Origin of the sequence: Comamonas sp. CAH-2 (assembly GCF_009668305.1) — a bacterium.
Taxonomy (GTDB): domain Bacteria; phylum Pseudomonadota; class Gammaproteobacteria; order Burkholderiales; family Burkholderiaceae_C; genus Comamonas; species Comamonas aquatica.
Window position 1 is genome coordinate 426,799 of record NZ_VSWF01000001.1, and the last position, 18,285, is coordinate 445,083.

Sequence of the window (18,285 nt, forward strand, 5' to 3'; positions counted from 1 at the left end):
TGTGCGGTCTTCCTTTCCACCGCATCCGGCCTCCGTCACCCCACCGCACAGACGCCACCGAGGGCTGTGCCCGGAGCTTTCGCCATGAAGGTTGCAGTCATCGGTTCAGGAATTTCAGGCTTGGCCGCGGCACACCGCCTGCGTGCACAGGCCCATGTGACCTTGTACGAGGCCGGCCCGTATTTTGGCGGGCATTCGAACACGCTGGATGTTGAATTGCCAAATGCACACGGGCAGCTGGTCAGGCACGGGGTCGACACCGGTTTTCTGGTCTTCAACGAGCGGACCTACCCTGGTCTGATTGCCTTGCTGCACGAGTTGGGGGTGCCCGCTGCACGCTCGGACATGTCGTTTTCCGTGCAGGTGCCCGGGGCTGGCTTGGGCGGGCAGGGGCTGGAGTGGAATGGCGCCAACCTGGCAACCGTGTTTTCCCAGCGCAGCAACCTGTTGCGCCCAAAATTCTGGCGCATGCTGTGCGAGGTGCTGCGTTTCAATCGCTTGTGCACGGCGATTGCGCTGGCGAACGAGGAGGGCGCGCTGGCCCAGCCGTTGTCGGACTTCCTGCAGCAGCACGGTTTTGATGCCAGCTTTCGCGACTGGTACTTCCTGCCCATGCTGGGCTGTATCTGGAGCTGTCCCACCGACCAGATGTTGCGTTTTCCGGTGGCCACCATGATCCGTTTTTGCCACAACCATGGCCTGATCCAGGTGAACGACCGCCCGCAGTGGTGGACTGTGGCGGGTGGCTCGCGCGAGTATGTGCAGCGCATCGTGCAGCAATTGCCGGACGCCCGTTTGCAGACGCCGGTGCAGCGCATCGAGCGCGATGCGGCCGGGGTGCGCGTGTACACGCATGGGCAGGTGCAGCGTTTCGATGCCGTGGTGCTGGCCGTGCACAGCGACCAGGCCCTGCGCCTGCTGGCCCAGCCTTCGGCGCAGGAGCAGGCTGTGCTGGGCGCGATCCGCTACCAACCGAACCGGGCCGTGCTGCACACCGATGTGTCGGTGATGCCCCAACGCCGCGCGGCCTGGGCGGCCTGGAACTACGAACGCGCGCCCTCGGCCACGCAGGAATCGGCCCGGGTGTGCCTGCACTACTGGATCAATCGCCTGCAGCCGCTGCCCTTTGCACAGCCTGTGCTGGTGTCGCTGAACCCGGTGCGCAGCATCGCCCCCGATCAGGTGGTGGCAGAGATCGATTACGCGCATCCGGTGTTTGATCTGCCCGCCATCCGTGCCCAAGCCCAGGTGCCTGCGCTGCAAGGGCAGCAGTTCACCTGGTTTTGCGGCGCCTGGACGGGCTATGGCTTCCATGAGGATGGCCTGCGGTCCGGCTACGCGGCCGCTGCCGGCGTGCTGGCCAGCCTACGTCAGCCTGCGGAGGCCGCATGAGCCCCGTCATAGCGCCTGCCACTGGGGCCGTGCCCCTGATCGGCTTTGGTCATGTGCGGCATACCCGGCTGCGGCCGCGCCGCCACCGTTTTGTCTATCCGACCTTCTTCCTGATGCTGCCCATGCGCACGCTGCAGCGCCAGCCCGATGCCGCCGGCGTGCTGGCCTGGAACCGAACGGGTCTGCTGGGCTTCAGGGACAGTGACCATGGTGATGGGCGCAGTGCCGCGCAGGGCGGTGCGCTGGCGTGGCTGGAGACGCTGCTGCAGGCCGAGGGGCTGGGTGATGCCGATGGCGAGATCTGGCTGCAGTGCTATCCGCGTGTGCTGGGCTACAGCTTCAAGCCCGTGAGCTTCTGGTATTGCCACCGCCGCGATGGCACCCTGCGCGCCATCGTGGCCGAGGTCAACAACACCTTTGGAGAGCGCCACGCCTATGTGCTGGACCACCCCGCCTATGGCTGCGAGCTGCAGGCCAGCAAGGTGTTCCACGTCTCGCCCTTCTGTCCGGTGGAGGGCGGCTACCGCTTCGAATTCCAGCGCCGCGGGGTCGAGGGCCTGGACGCGGTGTCCGTGCGCGTGGACTACGACGACGCCCAGGGCCCCCTGGTGCTGACCGGCGTGGGCGGGCGCCTGCAGCCGCTGACCGCCGCCGCCCGCCGCCACGCCCTGTGGCGCTATCCCTGCATGACGCTGGCCGTCACGGCCCGCATCCATTGGCACGCGCTGCGCCTGTGGCTCAAGCGCGTGCCGTTCTACCGCAAGCCGCCGCCTCCGTTGCAGCCGGTCACCCGTTCCACCTTGCACCGTTAAACACCATGCATCCCACTGCCCCCACTTCCACCGCCGTGTCCCTGCCCAACGACATGCCCGCCGTGGCACGCACCGGCTTGCATCTGCTGCAACGCATGCGCCATGGCAGCCTGTTGCTGGAGTTGCCCGATGGCCGCCAACTGCACTGTGGCCCTGGTGGCCTGCCCGCGGCCAGCATCCGGCTGCGCAACTGGAACGTGTTTGCCGCCGTGCTGCGCTCCGGCGACATCGGCCTGGCGGAAAGCTATATCGCCGAAGACTGGAGCACGCCGCACCTGGCCGACCTGTTCCGGCTGCTGCTGGCCAACCGCGAAGCGCTGGCCTCGCTGGTCTACGGCTCCTGGTGGGGGCGGCTGGCCTACCGGCTGCGCCACCTGCTGCGCCGCAACACCAAGGCCAACAGCCGCAAGAACATCCATGCCCACTACGACCTGGGCAACAGCTTCTACCAGCTGTGGCTGGACCCCAGCATGAATTACTCCTCGGCCTGGTTCCAGGGGGATCTGCAGGGCGACCTGACCCAGGCGCAGTACGCCAAGGTCCGCCGGGCGCTGGACAGCGCCGCGGTACAGCCTGGCCAGCGCGTGCTGGAGATCGGTTGTGGCTGGGGCGCACTGGCCGAAATGGCCGCTGTCGACCATGGGGCCCAGGTGGTCGGCGTCACCCTGTCGACCGAGCAGCTGGCCTATGGCCAACAGCGCATGGCCGCCGCCGGGGTGGCGCAGCAGGTGGATCTGCGCCTGCAGGACTACCGCGACATCCAGGACGGCCCTTACGACGCCATCTGCTCCATCGAAATGCTGGAAGCCGTGGGGCGCGAATACTGGCCCACCTACTTTGCGCATGTGCAGCGCCTGCTCAAGCCGGGTGGCAAGGCCTGTATCCAGGCCATCGTCATCGATGACGCCCTGTTTGACCGTTATGTCCAGGGCACGGATTTCATCCAGCAGTACATCTTTCCCGGGGGCTGCCTGCCCAGCACCGAGCGCGTGCGCGCCGAAGCCCAGCGGGCCGGGCTGCGCGTGGAGCAAGAATTCGCGTTCGGCCAGGACTACGCCGAGACCCTGCGCCGTTGGCACCACCAGTTTGTGCAGCAGCGTGGCCAGGTGCTGATGCAGGGCTTTGACACGCGCTTCCTGCACACCTGGGAGTTCTACCTGGCGTATTGCGAGGCGGCCTTCAGCGTGCGCAACATTGATGTGGTGCAGTTCACCCTGGTCAAGGATTGAAAAATTCATAGCTGACAGCGCAGGTGCCATATGCTTCAAAGTCACTTTTTATTCAAAATGACCAGCCTGAAGATCCTGCGTCACCTCGTGGCCTGCGCGGGGTTGCTGGTCGTACTGGGCGGGGCGCCGGCCCACGCCGAGCTGCCCGATCCCGTGGCCCAGGCCGTGGGCCAGCCCCGGCTTGCAGGCCAGGGGCAGATGCGCTTTCTGGGCCTGCGCATCTATGACGCCCGGCTGTGGGTGGGCCCGGGCTTTGACGCCCAGACCTTTGGGGCTTTCCCGTTGGCGCTGGAACTCACCTACCACCGGGCGTTCAGCGCCCAGGCGATTGCCGAGCGCTCGGTCCAAGAAATAGGGCGCCAGCGCACATTGGACGCACAGCAGGCGGCACGCTGGACGGCTGCACTGGCGCAATGGCTGCCCGATGTGCAGCCGGGTGACCGCCTGACGGGGCTGTACTTGCCGGGCCAGGGCATGCGCTTGTGGCGGGGCGGGCAGCTGTTGGGCCAGCTCAGCGATGCCGATTTGGCGCAGCATTTCTTTGGCATCTGGCTGTCGCCACAGACGTCGGAGCCCCGGCTGCGCAGTGCCTTGCTGGCTGCAGTGGCAGAAAGCGCCCCATGACCAGCTTGCCCACCGCCCACGCGCTGCCCTGGCGGTCCGGGCTCTCCTATGGCCTGTTGGGCTTGCCGCTGGCTTTTGCGGCACTGCCGCTGTATGTGGTGCTGCCCCACCATTACGCCCGCAGCTTTGGCTTGCCGCTGGCCACGGTGGGTGTCTTGCTGATGGCGGTGCGTCTGGTGGACGCGGTGGTTGAGCCCTGGCTGGGCCGCGCCAGTGATGCCTTGTTCGCCCGCAGCGCCCGCGCCGTCCTGCTGGCGGGGGCGCTGGCGGCCACGGTGCAATGGCTGGGCATGGCCGGGCTGTTCTTCCCCGCCGTCGGCGGGCAGGGGGCCCTGGGGACTTGGCTGGTCGGCGGCTTGCTGGTCACCTGCATGGCCCACAGCCTGCTGGTGATTGCGCACCAGGCCTGGGGTGTACGCCTGGGCGGTGATGACCTGCTGCGCGGGCGCATCGTGGCCTGGCGCGAAGGCCTGGGGCTGGCCGGGGTGATTGCGGCCTCGGCCCTGTCGGTGGTGTGGGGGCCTGCCGCCATGCTGGCGGTGCTGGGCGGCGCCTTGCTGCTGGGCTGGCTGGCCTGGTGGCGCGCGCCGCAGCCTGTGCCCCAGCCGCCGACGGCCGCGCTGCCTTTGTGGGAGCCGCTGGCCCAGCCCGCATTCCGGCGGCTGCTGGCCGTCTTCATGTGCAACGGCATCGCCAGCGCCATTCCGGCCGCGCTGATGCTGTTCTTTGCCCAGGACCGGTTGCAGGCCAGCGAAACCGCCACGGCCGCGTTCCTGGTGCTGTATTTCATCTGCGGGGCAGCTTCCATGCCACTGTGGCTGCGTGCCGTGCAGCGCTGGGGGTTGGCCCGGAGCTGGTGGCTGGGCATGCTGCTGGCCGTGGTCTGTTTTGCCTGGACTGCCGGCCTGGGCAGTGGCCAGGTGCAGGCCTTTGCCGTCATCTGCGCGCTGACGGGGGTGGCGTTGGGGGCCGACCTGGCACTGCCCGGGGCCTTGCTGGCGCGCCTGATTGCCGGCCTGGGCGCCCAGGGACAGCGTGACGGCGCCTATCTGGGCTGGTGGAACCTGGCCACGAAACTGAACCTGGCGCTGGCGGCAGGTGCCGCGCTGCCGCTGCTGCAATGGCTGGGCTACGCCCCTGGCAACCAGGACGCCCAGGCCTTGCAGCATCTGGCCTGGGCCTATGCCCTGGTGCCCTGTGCCCTCAAGCTGCTGGCCGCACTGCTGCTGTATGTGCTGCTGATTCGCCGGGAACCCCATCCGGCATGGACCCCAAGGAGTTTGTCATGAACCGACGTCGCACCATGTTGCTGGCGGCACTGGGTGGTGCTGCCTGGCTGGCCGGCTGTGCCGGCCCCCAGCCCCAGGACTATGCCCGGGAACAACCGGTGCTGGAGCTGGACCGCTATTTCAACGGCCGGGTGCTGGCCCATGGCATCTTCCAGAAGCGCGATGGGCAGGTCGCCCGCCGCTTCACGGTGGTGATGGACTGCCACTGGGAGGGCAACCAGGGGGTGCTTGACGAGCATTTCACCTACTCGGACGGCAGCACCCAGCGGCGCGTCTGGCGCCTGGTCAAGCACGCCGACGGGCGCTACACCGGGCGCGCCGACGATGTGGTGGGCGAAGCCACGGGACAGACCGCGGGCAATGCCTTCCGCTGGAACTACACCCTGCGCCTGCCGGTGGATGGCAGCGTGTACGAGGTGCAGTTCGACGACTGGATGTTTCTGATGGACGACCGCGTCATGCTTAACCGCGCCACCATGAGCAAATTCGGCGTCCGCCTGGGCGAAGTGCTGCTGTCCTTCAGCAAACCCTGAGGAGCAGGACCATGCCACTCAATCAGCCCATCACCGACTGGCAGGGCCGGCGGGTCTGGATCATCGGCGCCTCGTCCGGCATTGGCCGCGCGGTGGCCGAGGCCTTGCAGGCGCGCGGCGCCCGCGTGATTGTCTCCGCCCGCCAGCAGGCGGCCCTGCAGGCGTTTGCGCAGCAGCACCCGGGCAGCCAGGCCCTGGCGCTGGATGTGACCGACCGCCAGGCCGTGGCTGCTGCGGCCCGTGAGGTGCTGGCCGCCGGGCCGCTGGACTTTGTGTGCTACTGCGCCGGGCACTACCAGCCGATGCGTGCCGACGCGCTGGACCTGGACGAGCTGCTGCGCCACCAGCAGGTCAATCTGACCGGGGCCCTGCACGTGCTGGCGGCCGTGGTGCCGGCCTTGCTGCGCGCGGCCCACGCAGGCCGCACGCCGCATCTGAGCCTGGTGGCCAGTGTGGCGGGCCTGCGCGGGCTGCCGCAGAGCCTGGCCTATGGCCCGACCAAGGCGGCCTTGATCAATCTGGCGGAGACGCTGTTTCTGGACCTGCGGCCCCAGGGCGTGGGCGTCAGTGTGATCAACCCGGGTTTTGTGGACACCCCGTTGACCGCGCAAAATGACTTCCGGATGCCGGCTCTGTTGACCCCGCAGCAGGCGGCCGATGCCATGCTGCGCGGTTGGGCGCGCGGTGCGTTCGCCACCCATTTCCCGCGGCGTTTCACGGCCTGGCTGCAGCTGCTGCGGCTGCTGCCGTATCGCTGGTACTTTGCCCTGGTGCACCGCCTGACAGGACTGTGAACGGATGACTTCTGATATTTTCCCCGCGTTGTCTTCGCCTTCCGGTGGCGCTGCTGGTGCTTCAGCAGAAACGCTGGCTGCCGTGGCGCGGTTGGTGCAGCTGTACGGACAACTGACGCCGCAGCACCTGGACAGCCTGCACCTGTGTTACGGCGCCCAGGCGCATTTCAAAGACCCGTTCAACGATGTGCATGGGATCGCCAGCATTCGCCAGGTGTTTGCCCACATGTTCGCCACACTGGAGGTGCCACGCTTTGCCGTGACTGAGCAGCTGGTGCAGGGCCGGCAGGCCTTTCTGGCATGGGAGTTCCACTTTCGCCTGCGCCGTTGGCGCGCAGACCAACCGCAGTGCATCCGCGGCGGCAGCTTGCTGCGCTTCGACGCACAAGGGCTGGTCCAGGAACACCGTGATTACTGGGATACTGCCGAGGAACTGTACGAAAAGCTGCCTGTGCTGGGCGTGCTGATGCGGGCCCTGCGCCGCGCGGGCGCGGCCCCCCAGGCACAAGCCTAAGCCTGAGGGAGACATACATGGGATTGACGTTGCACCACCTGGAGACTTCGCGTTCGCAACGCATTTTGTGGTTGCTGGAAGAGCTCGAGCTGCCTTACAACCTGCGCCTGTACCAGCGCGACCCCGCAACGCGCCTGGCCCCGGCCGAGCTCAAGCAGGTTCACCCCCTGGGCAAATCACCGGTGATCACCGACGGGGACACCGTGGTCGCGGAATCCGGCGCGATCATCGAATACCTGGTCGAAACCTATGGCGCGCAGGCCCATGGTGATCTGCAGCATTTGGAGCCAGCGCGTGGCACTCCAGAACACCGGCAGTGCCGCTTCTGGATGCACTACGCCGAGGGCTCTCTGATGAACTGGTTGGTGATGAAGCTGGTCTTCGACACCATTCCACGCCAGCCCATGCCCTTTTTTGTGCGACCGATTGCACGGGCCCTGTGTGGCAAGGTGCAGCACAAGCTGGTCATGCCGAATGTGCAGACCGCGTTGGCTTTCATGGACAGTCACTTGGCCCAGCACCACTGGTTTGCTGGCGAGCACATGACAATGGCGGATTTCCAGATGAGCTTTGCGGTCGAGGCCGCGCTGGCACGGGGAGGGAATGCGCAAGCCTGGCCGCACCTGCTGGCCTACCGCCTGCGCATGCAGGCACGGCCTGCCTACCAGCGGGCCTTGCACAAAGGTGGGCCCTTGGTGATGTCCGCCTGAAGGTGGCAATCCGCCCAAAACAACGATTGGCGGCGCAAGATGCATCCTCTGGATAACCAGGCGGCGAACCGGCCAGCGAGGGGGGCTTTCTGCATCGGCTCTCCGCCTCAAGCAAGGATGGCATCCACCTGGACATTGCGGTGCGTGTTGAACAGGCTGCCGTCGATACAATCCGCAGTCCCGATGCCGTAGCCGCGTTTCCTGTCCGCGATGCCCATTTACAACCCCAAGACTTTCCTGTTGATCGCCAGTTTATTGACGGGCTTGATGGGCTGTGTGCTTTTGCTGATGCCCGCGACGACCCGGCGCATCGCGGGTATCCAGTATTGGGCAGCGGGCTCGCTGATGGCAGCGATGGCCGGGGTGCTGATTCTTCTGCGGGATATTGCGCCCGTTTGGCTGACATTCACGGTCGAAAACACCGCGGTGATGCTGGCGTTCAGCTTTTTCATGCTGGGCAGTGCCAAGCACTGGGGGCAAACCTGCCATCTCAAACCGTGGCTGGCTTTGTTTGCCGTGGCTTGGTGTGTGCAGCTGTACTGCACCTACGGGCTCGATAGCTTGCGCGGCCGCTACATCAGCGTGGCCGGGTTTGTGTTTGCCACCGGGCTGATGCACACGCTGGTGTTTGTGCGTGAAATCCGCCGCCGGCATGTCCAGCGTGAATCGCGCGCGCTCGGCATTTACTTCACCGGTTTTTGGGTGGCTTTCTCGACGCTGATCTTTGGCGTCCGTTGGCTGCATGCGGTTGCGTTGCCGCAAACCGGGCAGGGCATGCTGGATACCACCTTGCTGCAAATGCTGTACATCAGCAGCTATGTGTTTGGCATCGTGATGATGAACATCGGCTTCCAGTTGTTGGCTGCGGAAAGCATTCGCGGTGAATTCGAAAAGCTGGCGATGACGGATGCCCTGACAGGCGTTCACAGCCGACGGGCGATTGTCAGCGCGGCCCATGCCTGCTTTCAGCGCAGCCAAAAGCATGCACGCTCGTTTGCCCTGATGATGCTCGATTTGGATCATTTCAAATCGCTCAATGACCAATTTGGGCATCAGATCGGGGATCAGGTACTGCAGGCCTTCTGTCGCCGAATTGAAACCAGCCTGCACCGTGAAGACGTTCTGGGACGCCTCGGAGGGGAAGAGTTCGTGGTGCTGATGCCTGATAAAAATGCCGAGCAAGCCACCCAGATGGCGAACAGCCTCGTGAATATCCAGGCAGCAGCCGACGCCCAGTTGCCGAGCACGACGGTGAGCATCGGTGTCTCGGAGTGGCGCCCTGGGGACGCCTCTCTGGAAGATTTATTGGCCCGTGCGGATCGGGCCTTGTATGCGGCCAAGGCCTCCGGGCGCAATCGCGCCATCATGGCGTGATACGGGATCTGCGGTCCTTGGGTATTCCAGAAGCTGCCGGCAAATGCGCGATGCCCGGCTGGGCAGCTGATCTGATTTGCGGAGCAACAAGCGGACCCCTTCCTGATGGGGGCCACGCGCAGTCATCATGCAATTCGGCATTCAAACCGGGCAGTAGTGCCCTACAAACTGCTTGGTTCTGCAATCACCCACAATGCCGACGAACTGCCAGACCGTCTCATGACCGTATCTGGGCGAATCATGGTCAACCCCGGCCATGCTGCACGGTTTTTCTATGCGAAATCCTGTACAGGGCGCTGCGTTGTGAAAAAACGCCACCGCACTTCACTGCACCAAGATACAAACTGCCGCCCCATACACTGCCTTGACAGATATTGCCGCAGTGGCCTCAGGTATCTACGGATATAAAAAACGGTCATTTGTTACTAAAAGTTGATACTCCAAAGGTCATTTGAGCCAGCCCATTCAATGACACGTCGTAAAGGGATGAAGCAATGAATCACTTCAAGATTTCCACTCGGCTTGCTGTTTCATTTGCCTTGCTGGTTTTGCTGATGGCTGTACTGGGTGGGGTGGCTTTGCTTGGGTCTTCGACACAAAGCGAGGCCCTCAATCAGGTGACGCAAAGGCAGATGCCCATCAATCAGGCCTTGGGTATCGTTCTGGATGGCACCAACGAACAGGCGATTCAGTTTCGCAACATCGGGCTCTTCAATTCGGAAACCATTCAAACATCCGCGCGCGAAAGAATTAAGTCTGCCCGTGCCGACATAGCCGCAGCCCTGGACCGTTTGCCAGGACTGATTCAAACCGAGCAGGCCAAGACCATGCTGGCCCAAGTAATGCAACAGCGTTCCAAATACTTGGCGCTGGGCGACCAGTACTTGGGCCTGATGAATGACAACCGGCGTGATGAAGCCATGGCCGCACTGGAAAATCAACTGCGTCCTGCGCAGCGCGAATACCAAGCATCGGTGCGTGAATTGCTGGCCTACCAAAACCAACGCGTTGCTACGGCCAGCGAGCAAGCAGAAACGGCAGCCCGGGATTTGATCCGCAATGTCTCCGTTTCTGTGGCCGTGGCGGTAGTGCTGGCCATCTTCTTGGCGGTTGGCAGCATCCGTTCCATCACACGACCCATTGCACAGGCGGTCACGGTGGCAGAACGCGTGGCTGGCGGCGACCTGAGCGCGAAGATTCTGGTGCAATCTCACGACGAGATGGGGCAGCTGTTGCGCGCGTTAGAGCGCATGCAGCACAGCTTGGTCAGCACCGTTTCGGCAGTCAGGTCCAATGCCCATGGCGTAGCTGCGGCCAGTGCGCAAATTGCCATGGGCAACGGTGATCTGTCCGGACGCACCGAAGAGCAGGCCAGTGCGTTGGAGGAAACCGCCGCATCCATGGAACAACTGGCAGCGACCGTAAAACAGAATGCCGACAACGCGCGCCAGGCCAACCAAATGGCTATCAATGCGTCGACCGTTGCGGTTCAAGGAGGCAGCGTTGTATCCGAAGTGGTCCAAACCATGAAGAGCATCGATGAAAGCAGTCACCGGATTTCCGACATCATCAGTGTGATCGATGGCATCGCATTTCAAACCAACATCCTTGCTCTGAATGCCGCCGTTGAAGCTGCGCGGGCAGGGGAGCAGGGACGCGGCTTTGCCGTGGTAGCGGCTGAAGTCCGGGCACTGGCACAGCGCAGCGCCGAGGCGGCCAAGGAAATCAAACAGCTGATTACCACCAGTGTGGCGCGGGTGGAACAGGGCTCGGTACTGGCTGACCGTGCGGGGCAGACCATGTCCGAGGTGGTCGCTGCGATTGGCCGGGTCACAGACATCGTGGGCGAAATCAGTGCCGCCAACCAGGAGCAAAGCACAGGGATGGCACAAATTGGGGAGGCCGTGACGCAGATGGACCAGACAACGCAGCAAAATGCCGCACTGGTCGAAGAAATGTCCGCAGCGGCAAGCAGCTTGCGCAACCAGGCCCAGTCGTTGGTGGCTGCCGTGGCGGTCTTCAAGATTGCAGACCACGAAAAGCCAACACCAGAGCCTGATAACGCGCCATTGGTTGCGCCAAAACGTACCGCCGCCTTGACAGCCAAAAAACCTGCAGACCAGAAGTCGCCCGGTGCCAGTCCGTCACAAAGCCTCGCTGCTTCCAGCGATGACGCCCAAAAAGATTGGGTGTCTTTCTAAGTCAGCAACTGCGATACGGCCGTCGATCACACGGAAGCGTGGGGCCTGCACACATACCAGGGATGCCCACCATGGCAGTCCCAAAGGAAACAGCATTAATGAGGGAAGTCGCCATAACCAGCCACCAAGGACGGAGCGATTGTCCTACCTTGATGCGCTGGACCGGGTCATGGCGATTGCGTCCTTCCGGGTGGATGGAGCCTTGTGCCACGCGAATGCCAATTACCTGCGCATGATGGGCATGACACATGAAGAGGCCCAAGGGCGTTTGCACAGCAGTCTCTGCACACCAGCGCTGCTGGCGACGAGCAGATACCACGACATTTGGGCGCAACTCTGTGCAGGCACCGCATATTCGGGTGTGGTGGAACGTGTGCGCAGTGACGGCCGCAGTTGCTGGATGGAGGCCACTTATTCCCCCGTGTTGGATGCGCAAGGCCAGGTGGTGGAAATCCTCAAGATTGCCACCGACATCACCGCACGACGCACGCAAGAGCAGGCACAGAAGGCGCATCTGCAGCGCCTTTCCTTGATTGCCGATGCGACCGACACGGCCGTCATCATGAGTGATGCCAGCTCGCGGATTGTTCATGTGAATGGCGGATTCAGCCGCTTGTTTGGCTGGCATGCGAAAGAGATCCTGGGACAGGACCCCATCACGCTGCTGTCGCCCAAGCTGCACGATGGTTTTGTGCAAACTTACCGCTCTCAACTGCGCGGGGGCCTTCCCGTCGAGCGCGAGGAAATTGTGGTGACCAAGACCGGGCGCCGTTACTGGGTCAAAGTTGTCAGCAACCCCATCCTGGATGATGCCGGACAGCTGCTGTTCACGGTTTCCACGCTCACCGACATCACCCGCGCGAAAATGCATGAGGCATTGCAGTACCGAGGGCTGGAGGCCATGGCGCGTGAACGCCCTCTGAGCGATGTGCTGGAGACCATTTGCAAAGAGGTGGAGCGGATTGCCCCTGAAATCACGGCCTCTATCCTGGAAGTCGATGCGTTCGGGATGCTGCATCCGCTGGCAGGTGCGTCTCTGCCGGCGTCTTATTCGCAATTGCTGGATGGCTTGTCCATCGGCCCCCAGGCGGGTTCCTGCGGCACCGCAGCCTGGCGCAACCAAGCTGTCTTCGTAGAGGATATTGCGAATGACCCCCTGTGGACCGATTACAAGCACCTGGCGCTGCCCTTGGGCTTTCGTGCCTGCTGGTCAACCCCCATTCAAAGCAGTGAGGGCCGCGCGATAGGCACGGTGGCCTTTTATTACCGCCAAACCTGCTCGAAAGCCTGGACCGAGTTTCACCAGCAACTGGCCGATGTGTGCGTACATTTGTGCGCACTGGCGCTGGAGCGCGAACATGCACGCAGCCGCATTCGACAACTGGCTTTTTATGATGGACTGACCGGCCTGCCCAACCGCAGCCTGTTGCAAGCCCAGGCAAACCAGGCCATCACCCTTGCTGCACGTGACAAGCAAGCTTTGGCGGTTTTGTTCATTGATCTGGATCGGTTCAAACCGGTGAACGACTCAATGGGTCACCCCGCAGGGGACGAATTGCTGTGCAATGTGGCTGCGTGCTTGCTGCAGGCGCTGGGACCCAGCGACATGGCAGGGCGCTTGTCGGGTGACGAGTTCGTTATGGTGCTGTCGCAGACCGATGCGGAACAAGCGACCAGCACCATAGAGCGGCTGCAGGAACAGCTCGCGAACTCGCTGGTGGTCGCCGGCAAACCCCTGGCAGTGTCTGCAAGCATCGGGATTGCCATGTTTCCCGAAGATGGACGGGACATGGACACCCTCTTGCAGCGTGCTGACATGGCGATGTACCAGGCCAAGAACGCTGGGCGAGGGCTGTTTAGCTTCTTCAGTGATGAAATGAACCGGTTAGCGCAAGAGCGACGGACCCTGGAGACGGCGCTGCGCGATGCACTGAAGAACCAGGAGCTGCACCTTCACTACCAGCCCCAGATTGAACTGGCCAGTGGCCAACTGTATGGTGTAGAGGCCTTGGCGCGGTGGACACATCCCGCGCTGGGTTTCATCTCGCCCGCGCGCTTCATCCCCTTGGCCGAGGAGTGCGGATTGATTGCCGACATCGGGCGCTGGGCACTCGGCGAAGCTTGCCGCCAACTGGCGCAGTGGCGCGCCCAAGGTTTGCGGGTGCCGTCGGTGTCGGTCAATCTTTCCCCGTCGAGCTTCCATGACCTGGACTTGCCGGACATGGTGGCGCAAACGTTGCAACGCAATGCGCTGCTGCCCCAAGATCTGACCCTGGAGTTGACCGAGAGCATTTTGCTGGACACCAACCTCAGCACGATGAAGACCATTGAAGCGGTGCATGCCCATGGCGTGCGCCTGTCCATGGATGATTTTGGGACAGGCTACTCGAGCCTCAGCTACCTTCGCCGCCTGCCCGTCAGCGAACTCAAGCTGGATCGCAGTTTCGTGGCCGATCTGGAACACAACGAATCCGCACGTGCGCTCAGCAACGCCATCCTGGGGATTGGCCAAAGTCTGCACCTGACCGTGGTTGCCGAAGGGGTGGAAACGCTGGCCCAGCGTTCGATGCTGAGCATGCAGGGCTATCCTGTCGCCCAGGGGTTTCTATTCGCTCACCCTCTAGCGCCTTCGGAATTGACGGAGTGGTTGTTGCAGCAGGGCCAAACGACCACCGAAGTCGAGAAAGTGGGCCGCAGTTCCAAGCTTTGACGTCTGCGCCTAGTGGACGGTTTGGCTGCAGTACGTCCTGCCTTGGAGGACTTCGATCGCTATGGCTGTCCTGCGCGATACTTCTGTACGCAGGTTTGCGATTGCCCCGACGGGGAAGGAATCCGCGATTGAGGCACCAGCCGCCAGCACCTGCCTAAGAGAGCGGCGGGTGGCGATCACGATGGGTTTGCACGCGCGATGGATGGCGCCCAGGATGCAGCGTTGGATGTGGCTGGCAGCCTGTGAATTAATCAGCTGTCAAACACAGTCCCTGTGCTGCAAGGCGTGATCGATGATCTGCAAGCCTTTGTGCAAGAGGTGCTGCGACAAGCGCTGTCGGCGGGGCGTTCAAGCGTTGTCAGCATCCACCATGGTTGGCCCATGCACCAGCAGTGCCTCATTCACCTGACCATGCAGCACCTGCTGGGTCAGGACCGGGGCGATGGTCGAGGCGGTCATGGGCCCGTACCAATGCCCACCGGGGTAAACGATCATCAGCGGCCCATGATTGCAGGGGTACTGGCAGCTGGTCTGCAGCAGCATCACCTTTTTCTTCAGGTCCTTGTTCGCCTGCACCGTCCGGGCCAACTCTGGGTACAGCTGTGTCGCACCTTTGGCCGTGCAACGCGGCCCCACGCACCACAGCACGTGGTGCTGGTGCTCAGGCACGGCCGACCAGGCGGCCGGGTCGTGCTCCCAGGGGTCATCACCCACCACGGCGGGCACATCCTGGGCACAGACATCACCGAGCGCGGCTTCGACGGTACGGGCCAGCACCTGGGCCAGATCAGGGGCACCCAGCAGCGGTGGCGCAAAAATCAAGCGTGGGCAAGGAGCCGTTGCCGGTTGTGCAGCCCGCCAGCGCATGACGAGCTTGTGCAGCCAGCGGCGCAGCGAAGGCTCGTCCGGCGCCATCACCGGCAGGATGACGATGGTCTGCGCCTGGGCGCACAGGTCCAGCGCCTGCGGCAAGCTGGGTTGGGATCGGTCCACCCACGCAGGCTGGACCCGCAGCACGGGGGGGCCTTGTGCGGCCATCACCGCTTGCAGGCGTTCGGCCAGCTGCGTCAGCTCGGTGGTGGCATTCGCATAGGCTGTGCCACGGCCCAGGAGCACCACGGCCGTGGCGGGGGGAGGGGGTATGGAAGTCATCGCACAGCGTCCGGCAGGAATTCGATCACCGGCTTGCCGGTGCGGGGGCTGGTGTGCACCAGGGCGTGCACGCCATAGACATCGGCAATGATCTCGGGCGTCAGCACCTCGGCCGGCGTGCCCTGGGCAGCGAGCGCGCCATCCTTGAGCAGGTACAGCCGGTCGCAGTAATGCGCCGCCAAGGGCAGCTCGTGCAGCGCAGCCAGTGCCGTCAAGCCCAGGCTGCGGATCAGGTTCATCAGCTCGAACTGGTGGCGCACATCAAGGTGGTTGGTGGGCTCGTCCAGAATCAGCAGCGGCGCTTGCTGGGCCAGCGCGCGGGCCATCAGCACACGCTGCTTTTCGCCGCCCGAGAGGGTGGAGAACATGCGCTCGGCCAAGCCACTGGCGTCCACCCGCTGCAAGGCCTGCGCCACGATGCGGAAGTCTTCCGCGCTGTCACGTGCCCAGGTCGTCTGGTGGGGCGTGCGACCCATGAGCACGACATCGCGGACCCGCAGCTCGAACTCCCCACCATGCTCCTGGGCCAGCACCGCCATGGCGCGCGCGTTGTCGCGCGCACCGCTGTGCCAGACATCACGGCCGTTCACATGCACGCTGCCGCGGGTGGGCTGCAGGGTGCGGTAGATCATGCGCAGCAGGGTGGACTTGCCGCTGCCGTTGGGCCCCAGCAGGCCGACCATTTCACCGTGCCCCACGTGCAGGCTGACATCGCGCACGATGTGGCGGGCAGCAGCGTACCAGCGCAGTTGCCGGGCTTCGAGGTGTGTGTTCATGCCAGCAGCCTTTCACGGGCACTCTGGCGGCACAGCATCCAGACAAAGAACGGCCCCCCCAGCAGCGAGGTGATGACGCCCACCGGCACTTCGGCCGGGGCAAACGTGGTGCGTGACAGCACATCCACCCAGACCAGGAAGATGGCGCCCACCAAGGCGGCCACGGGCAATACGCTGCGGTGCTCGGCCCCCACCAGCATGCGGGTGACGTGGGGCACGATCAGACCGACAAAACCGATAGGGCCCGTCAGTGCCACCAGCCCGCCGGTGACCAGGGAGACCAGGACAAACAGCCAGCGCCGTGTGCGGGTGGTGTCCACGCCCAGCGTGGCGGCACTTTCCTCGCCGGCCAGTAGGGCATTAAGCGCGCGTGCCTGGGTCAGCAGCAAGGCCGCGCCCACCAGCAGCAGCGCGGCCGGCAGGCCCAGTTCGTCCCAGCGTGTACCCGCCAGGCTGCCCAGTGTCCAGGTCAGGATGGCGTTGGCCAACTCGCGCTGGTCCGCGGTCAGCACGATGAGGCTGGTGAGGCCACCCAGGCAGTAGGCGATGGCCACGCCGCCCAGAATCAGGCGCGCGGCCAGCACGCGCCCGTTGACGCACGCCAGGACATACACGGCCGTGCAGGCCAGCAGCGCCCCGCCAAAGGCGCCCAGCGACAGGGCCAGCTCCCCCATGAAAGACAGGGCCCCCCAGGCCATCACGCTGACCGCGCCCACCGACGCCCCGGAAGACACACCCAGCAGGTAGGGGTCGGCCAGGGGGTTGCGCACCATGGCCTGCATGGCCACGCCCACCAGGGCCAGGCTGGCGCCCGCCAGGGCGGCCAGCAGCACGCGGGGCAGGCGCACGTGCCAGACGATCTGCCACTGGGCGGATGTCCAGTCACCGCGCGGCCAGTCCAGGCCCAGCCGCCCGCCGATCTCGTGCGCCGTGATCCACCAGGCCTGCTGCGGCGCTATGCGCACCGGCCCCAGGGTGATGGCCAAGGTGAGCGACAGCAGCAGCAAGGCCAGCAGGGCGGCCAGCCACAGTGCCCGCCGCCGGCGCTGCAGGCCAAAAGCAAAATTGGCATCCATGTTCATGGCGATGGGATCCTCTCGGGGTGCAAGGCGTGGGCCAGTCTGCGCACGGCCTGCACATTGCGGGGACCGGGCGTGGCCTCGGCAAAATCCATCAGCACAAAGCGTTGCGCACGGATGGCCTGGACCTGGGACAGCTCTGGCTGGCTCAGCAGGAACTGGCGTTTGCCATCTGCCGTGGGGCGGTCGTTGTCCACAATCACGATCCAGTCCGGATCGCGGGCGATCACGTCCTCCCAGTTGCCGCGCATCCAACTGCTGTCCAGGTCATCAAAGATGTTCGTCGCGCCCGCAGCCTCGATCATGGCTTGCGGCATGGCATAGCGGCCCGTGGTGACCGGAATGTCGGTGCCGCTGTCGAACACGAACACCCTGGGCTTTCGGGGCAGGTCCTGCAGGGCGTCCGTGGTGCGCTGCAGCTCGGCCCGCAGGCCGTTGACCAGGGCCTCGGCCCGCTCCTCAATCGCGAAGATGCGCCCCAGGGCGAGCAGATCGTGGAAGGTGTCCTCCAGCGACACGCGCTCGCGCGCGACCTGGCGGATGCAGGATTCGCTGAGCACATAGCTGGCAATGCCCAGCGCCTGCAGGCTGGCGGGCGTGATCTGCCCTTGGCGAAAGCCGTAGGACCAGCCGGAGAAGACAAAGTCCGGCTGGGCGTTGATCAAGGTCTCCAGGTTCATGCCCTGGTTGGAGAGGTCGGGCACCGTCGCCAGCAGCGGCTGCTGGGCGGGTGGCAAACGGGTGATGTCGCGCAGGCCGCCGTAGCCCACCAGCCGGTCCTGCAGCCCCAGGGCCAGGAACATCTCGGTGATGTTGATGCCGTGGGTGACGGCGCGCTGGGGCACCTGGGTGTAGGTGACCGGCTGGCCACAGACGTCCACCGTGACAGGCGCCCGCGCTGCAGGAACGGCCTGGGCGGGTGCATCCCGCACCTCGGGCGGGCGTGGGTCGGAGCAGGCCACCAGCGCCAGGCCCGCCAGCGCGGGGATGGCACGGCGCCGCCAGCCACTCGAAAACAAGAGCTGGTTGCGCAGGTGTTGATTGGTTTTCATGGTGTTTTGGCTATGAATGCAAGTCAATACATGCGCTAACAGCT

The 18,285-nt window shown here is 64.3% G+C and carries 16 protein-coding genes; 12 read left to right on the plus strand and 4 right to left on the minus strand.

From position 1 onward, the window contains the following. Positions 1-84 precede the first annotated feature (84 nt). From FYM52_RS01880 to FYM52_RS01935, 12 genes are all read left to right on the plus strand, one after another. Positions 85-1,392, plus strand: a complete 1,308-nt coding sequence (locus tag FYM52_RS01880; protein ID WP_154162852.1) for an NAD(P)/FAD-dependent oxidoreductase — start codon at positions 85-87, stop codon at positions 1,390-1,392. Next, positions 1,389-2,204 carry a DUF1365 domain-containing protein gene (locus FYM52_RS01885; protein WP_154162853.1) on the plus strand — a complete coding sequence of 272 codons (816 nt, stop codon included), beginning with the start codon at positions 1,389-1,391 and terminating at the stop codon, positions 2,202-2,204. Before FYM52_RS01880 ends, FYM52_RS01885 begins: the two co-directional genes overlap by 4 nt. Before the next feature lie 5 nt (positions 2,205-2,209). Next, complete coding sequence (locus FYM52_RS01890) at positions 2,210-3,433, plus strand: cyclopropane-fatty-acyl-phospholipid synthase family protein (protein ID WP_154162854.1); 1,224 nt, start codon at positions 2,210-2,212, stop codon at positions 3,431-3,433. Positions 3,434-3,490: 57 nt separating this feature from the next. Further along, positions 3,491-4,057: a chalcone isomerase family protein gene (locus FYM52_RS01895; RefSeq protein ID WP_154162855.1), complete on the plus strand. Its 567-nt coding sequence runs from the start codon at positions 3,491-3,493 to the stop codon at positions 4,055-4,057. Next, positions 4,054-5,346 (plus strand): MFS transporter, encoded by a 1,293-nt coding sequence (locus FYM52_RS01900; RefSeq protein WP_154162856.1) that lies wholly within the window; start codon positions 4,054-4,056, stop codon positions 5,344-5,346. Before FYM52_RS01895 ends, FYM52_RS01900 begins: the two co-directional genes overlap by 4 nt. After that, complete coding sequence (locus tag FYM52_RS01905; protein ID WP_043378106.1) at positions 5,343-5,879, plus strand: DUF3833 domain-containing protein; 537 nt, start codon at positions 5,343-5,345, stop codon at positions 5,877-5,879. Before FYM52_RS01900 ends, FYM52_RS01905 begins: the two co-directional genes overlap by 4 nt. An 11-nt stretch (positions 5,880-5,890) precedes the next feature. Then, a complete protein-coding gene (locus tag FYM52_RS01910) occupies positions 5,891-6,673 on the plus strand; it encodes an SDR family NAD(P)-dependent oxidoreductase (protein WP_154162857.1) in 783 nt (260 codons plus the stop codon). 4 nt (positions 6,674-6,677) lie between these two features. After that, positions 6,678-7,187: a nuclear transport factor 2 family protein gene (locus tag FYM52_RS01915; protein WP_154162858.1), complete on the plus strand. Its 510-nt coding sequence runs from the start codon at positions 6,678-6,680 to the stop codon at positions 7,185-7,187. 17 nt (positions 7,188-7,204) lie between these two features. Continuing rightward, positions 7,205-7,897: a glutathione S-transferase gene (locus tag FYM52_RS01920; protein ID WP_154162859.1), complete on the plus strand. Its 693-nt coding sequence runs from the start codon at positions 7,205-7,207 to the stop codon at positions 7,895-7,897. A 210-nt stretch (positions 7,898-8,107) separates the two neighbouring features. Next, positions 8,108-9,271, plus strand: a complete 1,164-nt coding sequence (locus tag FYM52_RS01925; RefSeq protein ID WP_154162860.1) for a diguanylate cyclase — start codon at positions 8,108-8,110, stop codon at positions 9,269-9,271. Positions 9,272-9,765: 494 nt separating this feature from the next. Continuing rightward, positions 9,766-11,472 carry a methyl-accepting chemotaxis protein gene (locus FYM52_RS01930; protein ID WP_154162861.1) on the plus strand — a complete coding sequence of 569 codons (1,707 nt, stop codon included), beginning with the start codon at positions 9,766-9,768 and terminating at the stop codon, positions 11,470-11,472. 169 nt (positions 11,473-11,641) lie between these two features. Then, positions 11,642-14,182: a GGDEF and EAL domain-containing protein gene (locus FYM52_RS01935; RefSeq protein ID WP_154162910.1), complete on the plus strand. Its 2,541-nt coding sequence runs from the start codon at positions 11,642-11,644 to the stop codon at positions 14,180-14,182. Between the two features lie 348 nt (positions 14,183-14,530). Here the strand turns inward: FYM52_RS01935 and FYM52_RS01940 are convergent, their stop codons facing one another. Genes FYM52_RS01940 through FYM52_RS01955 form a run of 4 tightly spaced genes read right to left on the minus strand, consistent with a single transcriptional unit; the run spans position 14,531 to position 18,241 of the window. After that, positions 14,531-15,334, minus strand: coding sequence for a (2Fe-2S) ferredoxin domain-containing protein (locus tag FYM52_RS01940; protein WP_154162862.1), 804 nt, complete (start codon positions 15,332-15,334; stop codon positions 14,531-14,533). Continuing rightward, the gene (locus FYM52_RS01945; RefSeq protein ID WP_154162863.1) at positions 15,331-16,110 is read right to left on the minus strand and encodes an ABC transporter ATP-binding protein; all 780 of its coding nucleotides are present in this window, start codon (positions 16,108-16,110) and stop codon (positions 15,331-15,333) included. The genes FYM52_RS01940 and FYM52_RS01945 overlap by 4 nt, the downstream gene beginning before the upstream one ends. After that, complete coding sequence (locus tag FYM52_RS01950; RefSeq protein ID WP_238826071.1) at positions 16,107-17,192, minus strand: iron ABC transporter permease; 1,086 nt, start codon at positions 17,190-17,192, stop codon at positions 16,107-16,109. Before FYM52_RS01950 ends, FYM52_RS01945 begins: the two co-directional genes overlap by 4 nt. Next, on the minus strand, positions 17,189-18,241 hold the full coding sequence (locus FYM52_RS01955; RefSeq protein ID WP_154162864.1) for an ABC transporter substrate-binding protein: 1,053 nt from the start codon (positions 18,239-18,241) through the stop codon (positions 17,189-17,191). The genes FYM52_RS01950 and FYM52_RS01955 overlap by 4 nt, the downstream gene beginning before the upstream one ends. Positions 18,242-18,285 lie beyond the last annotated feature (44 nt).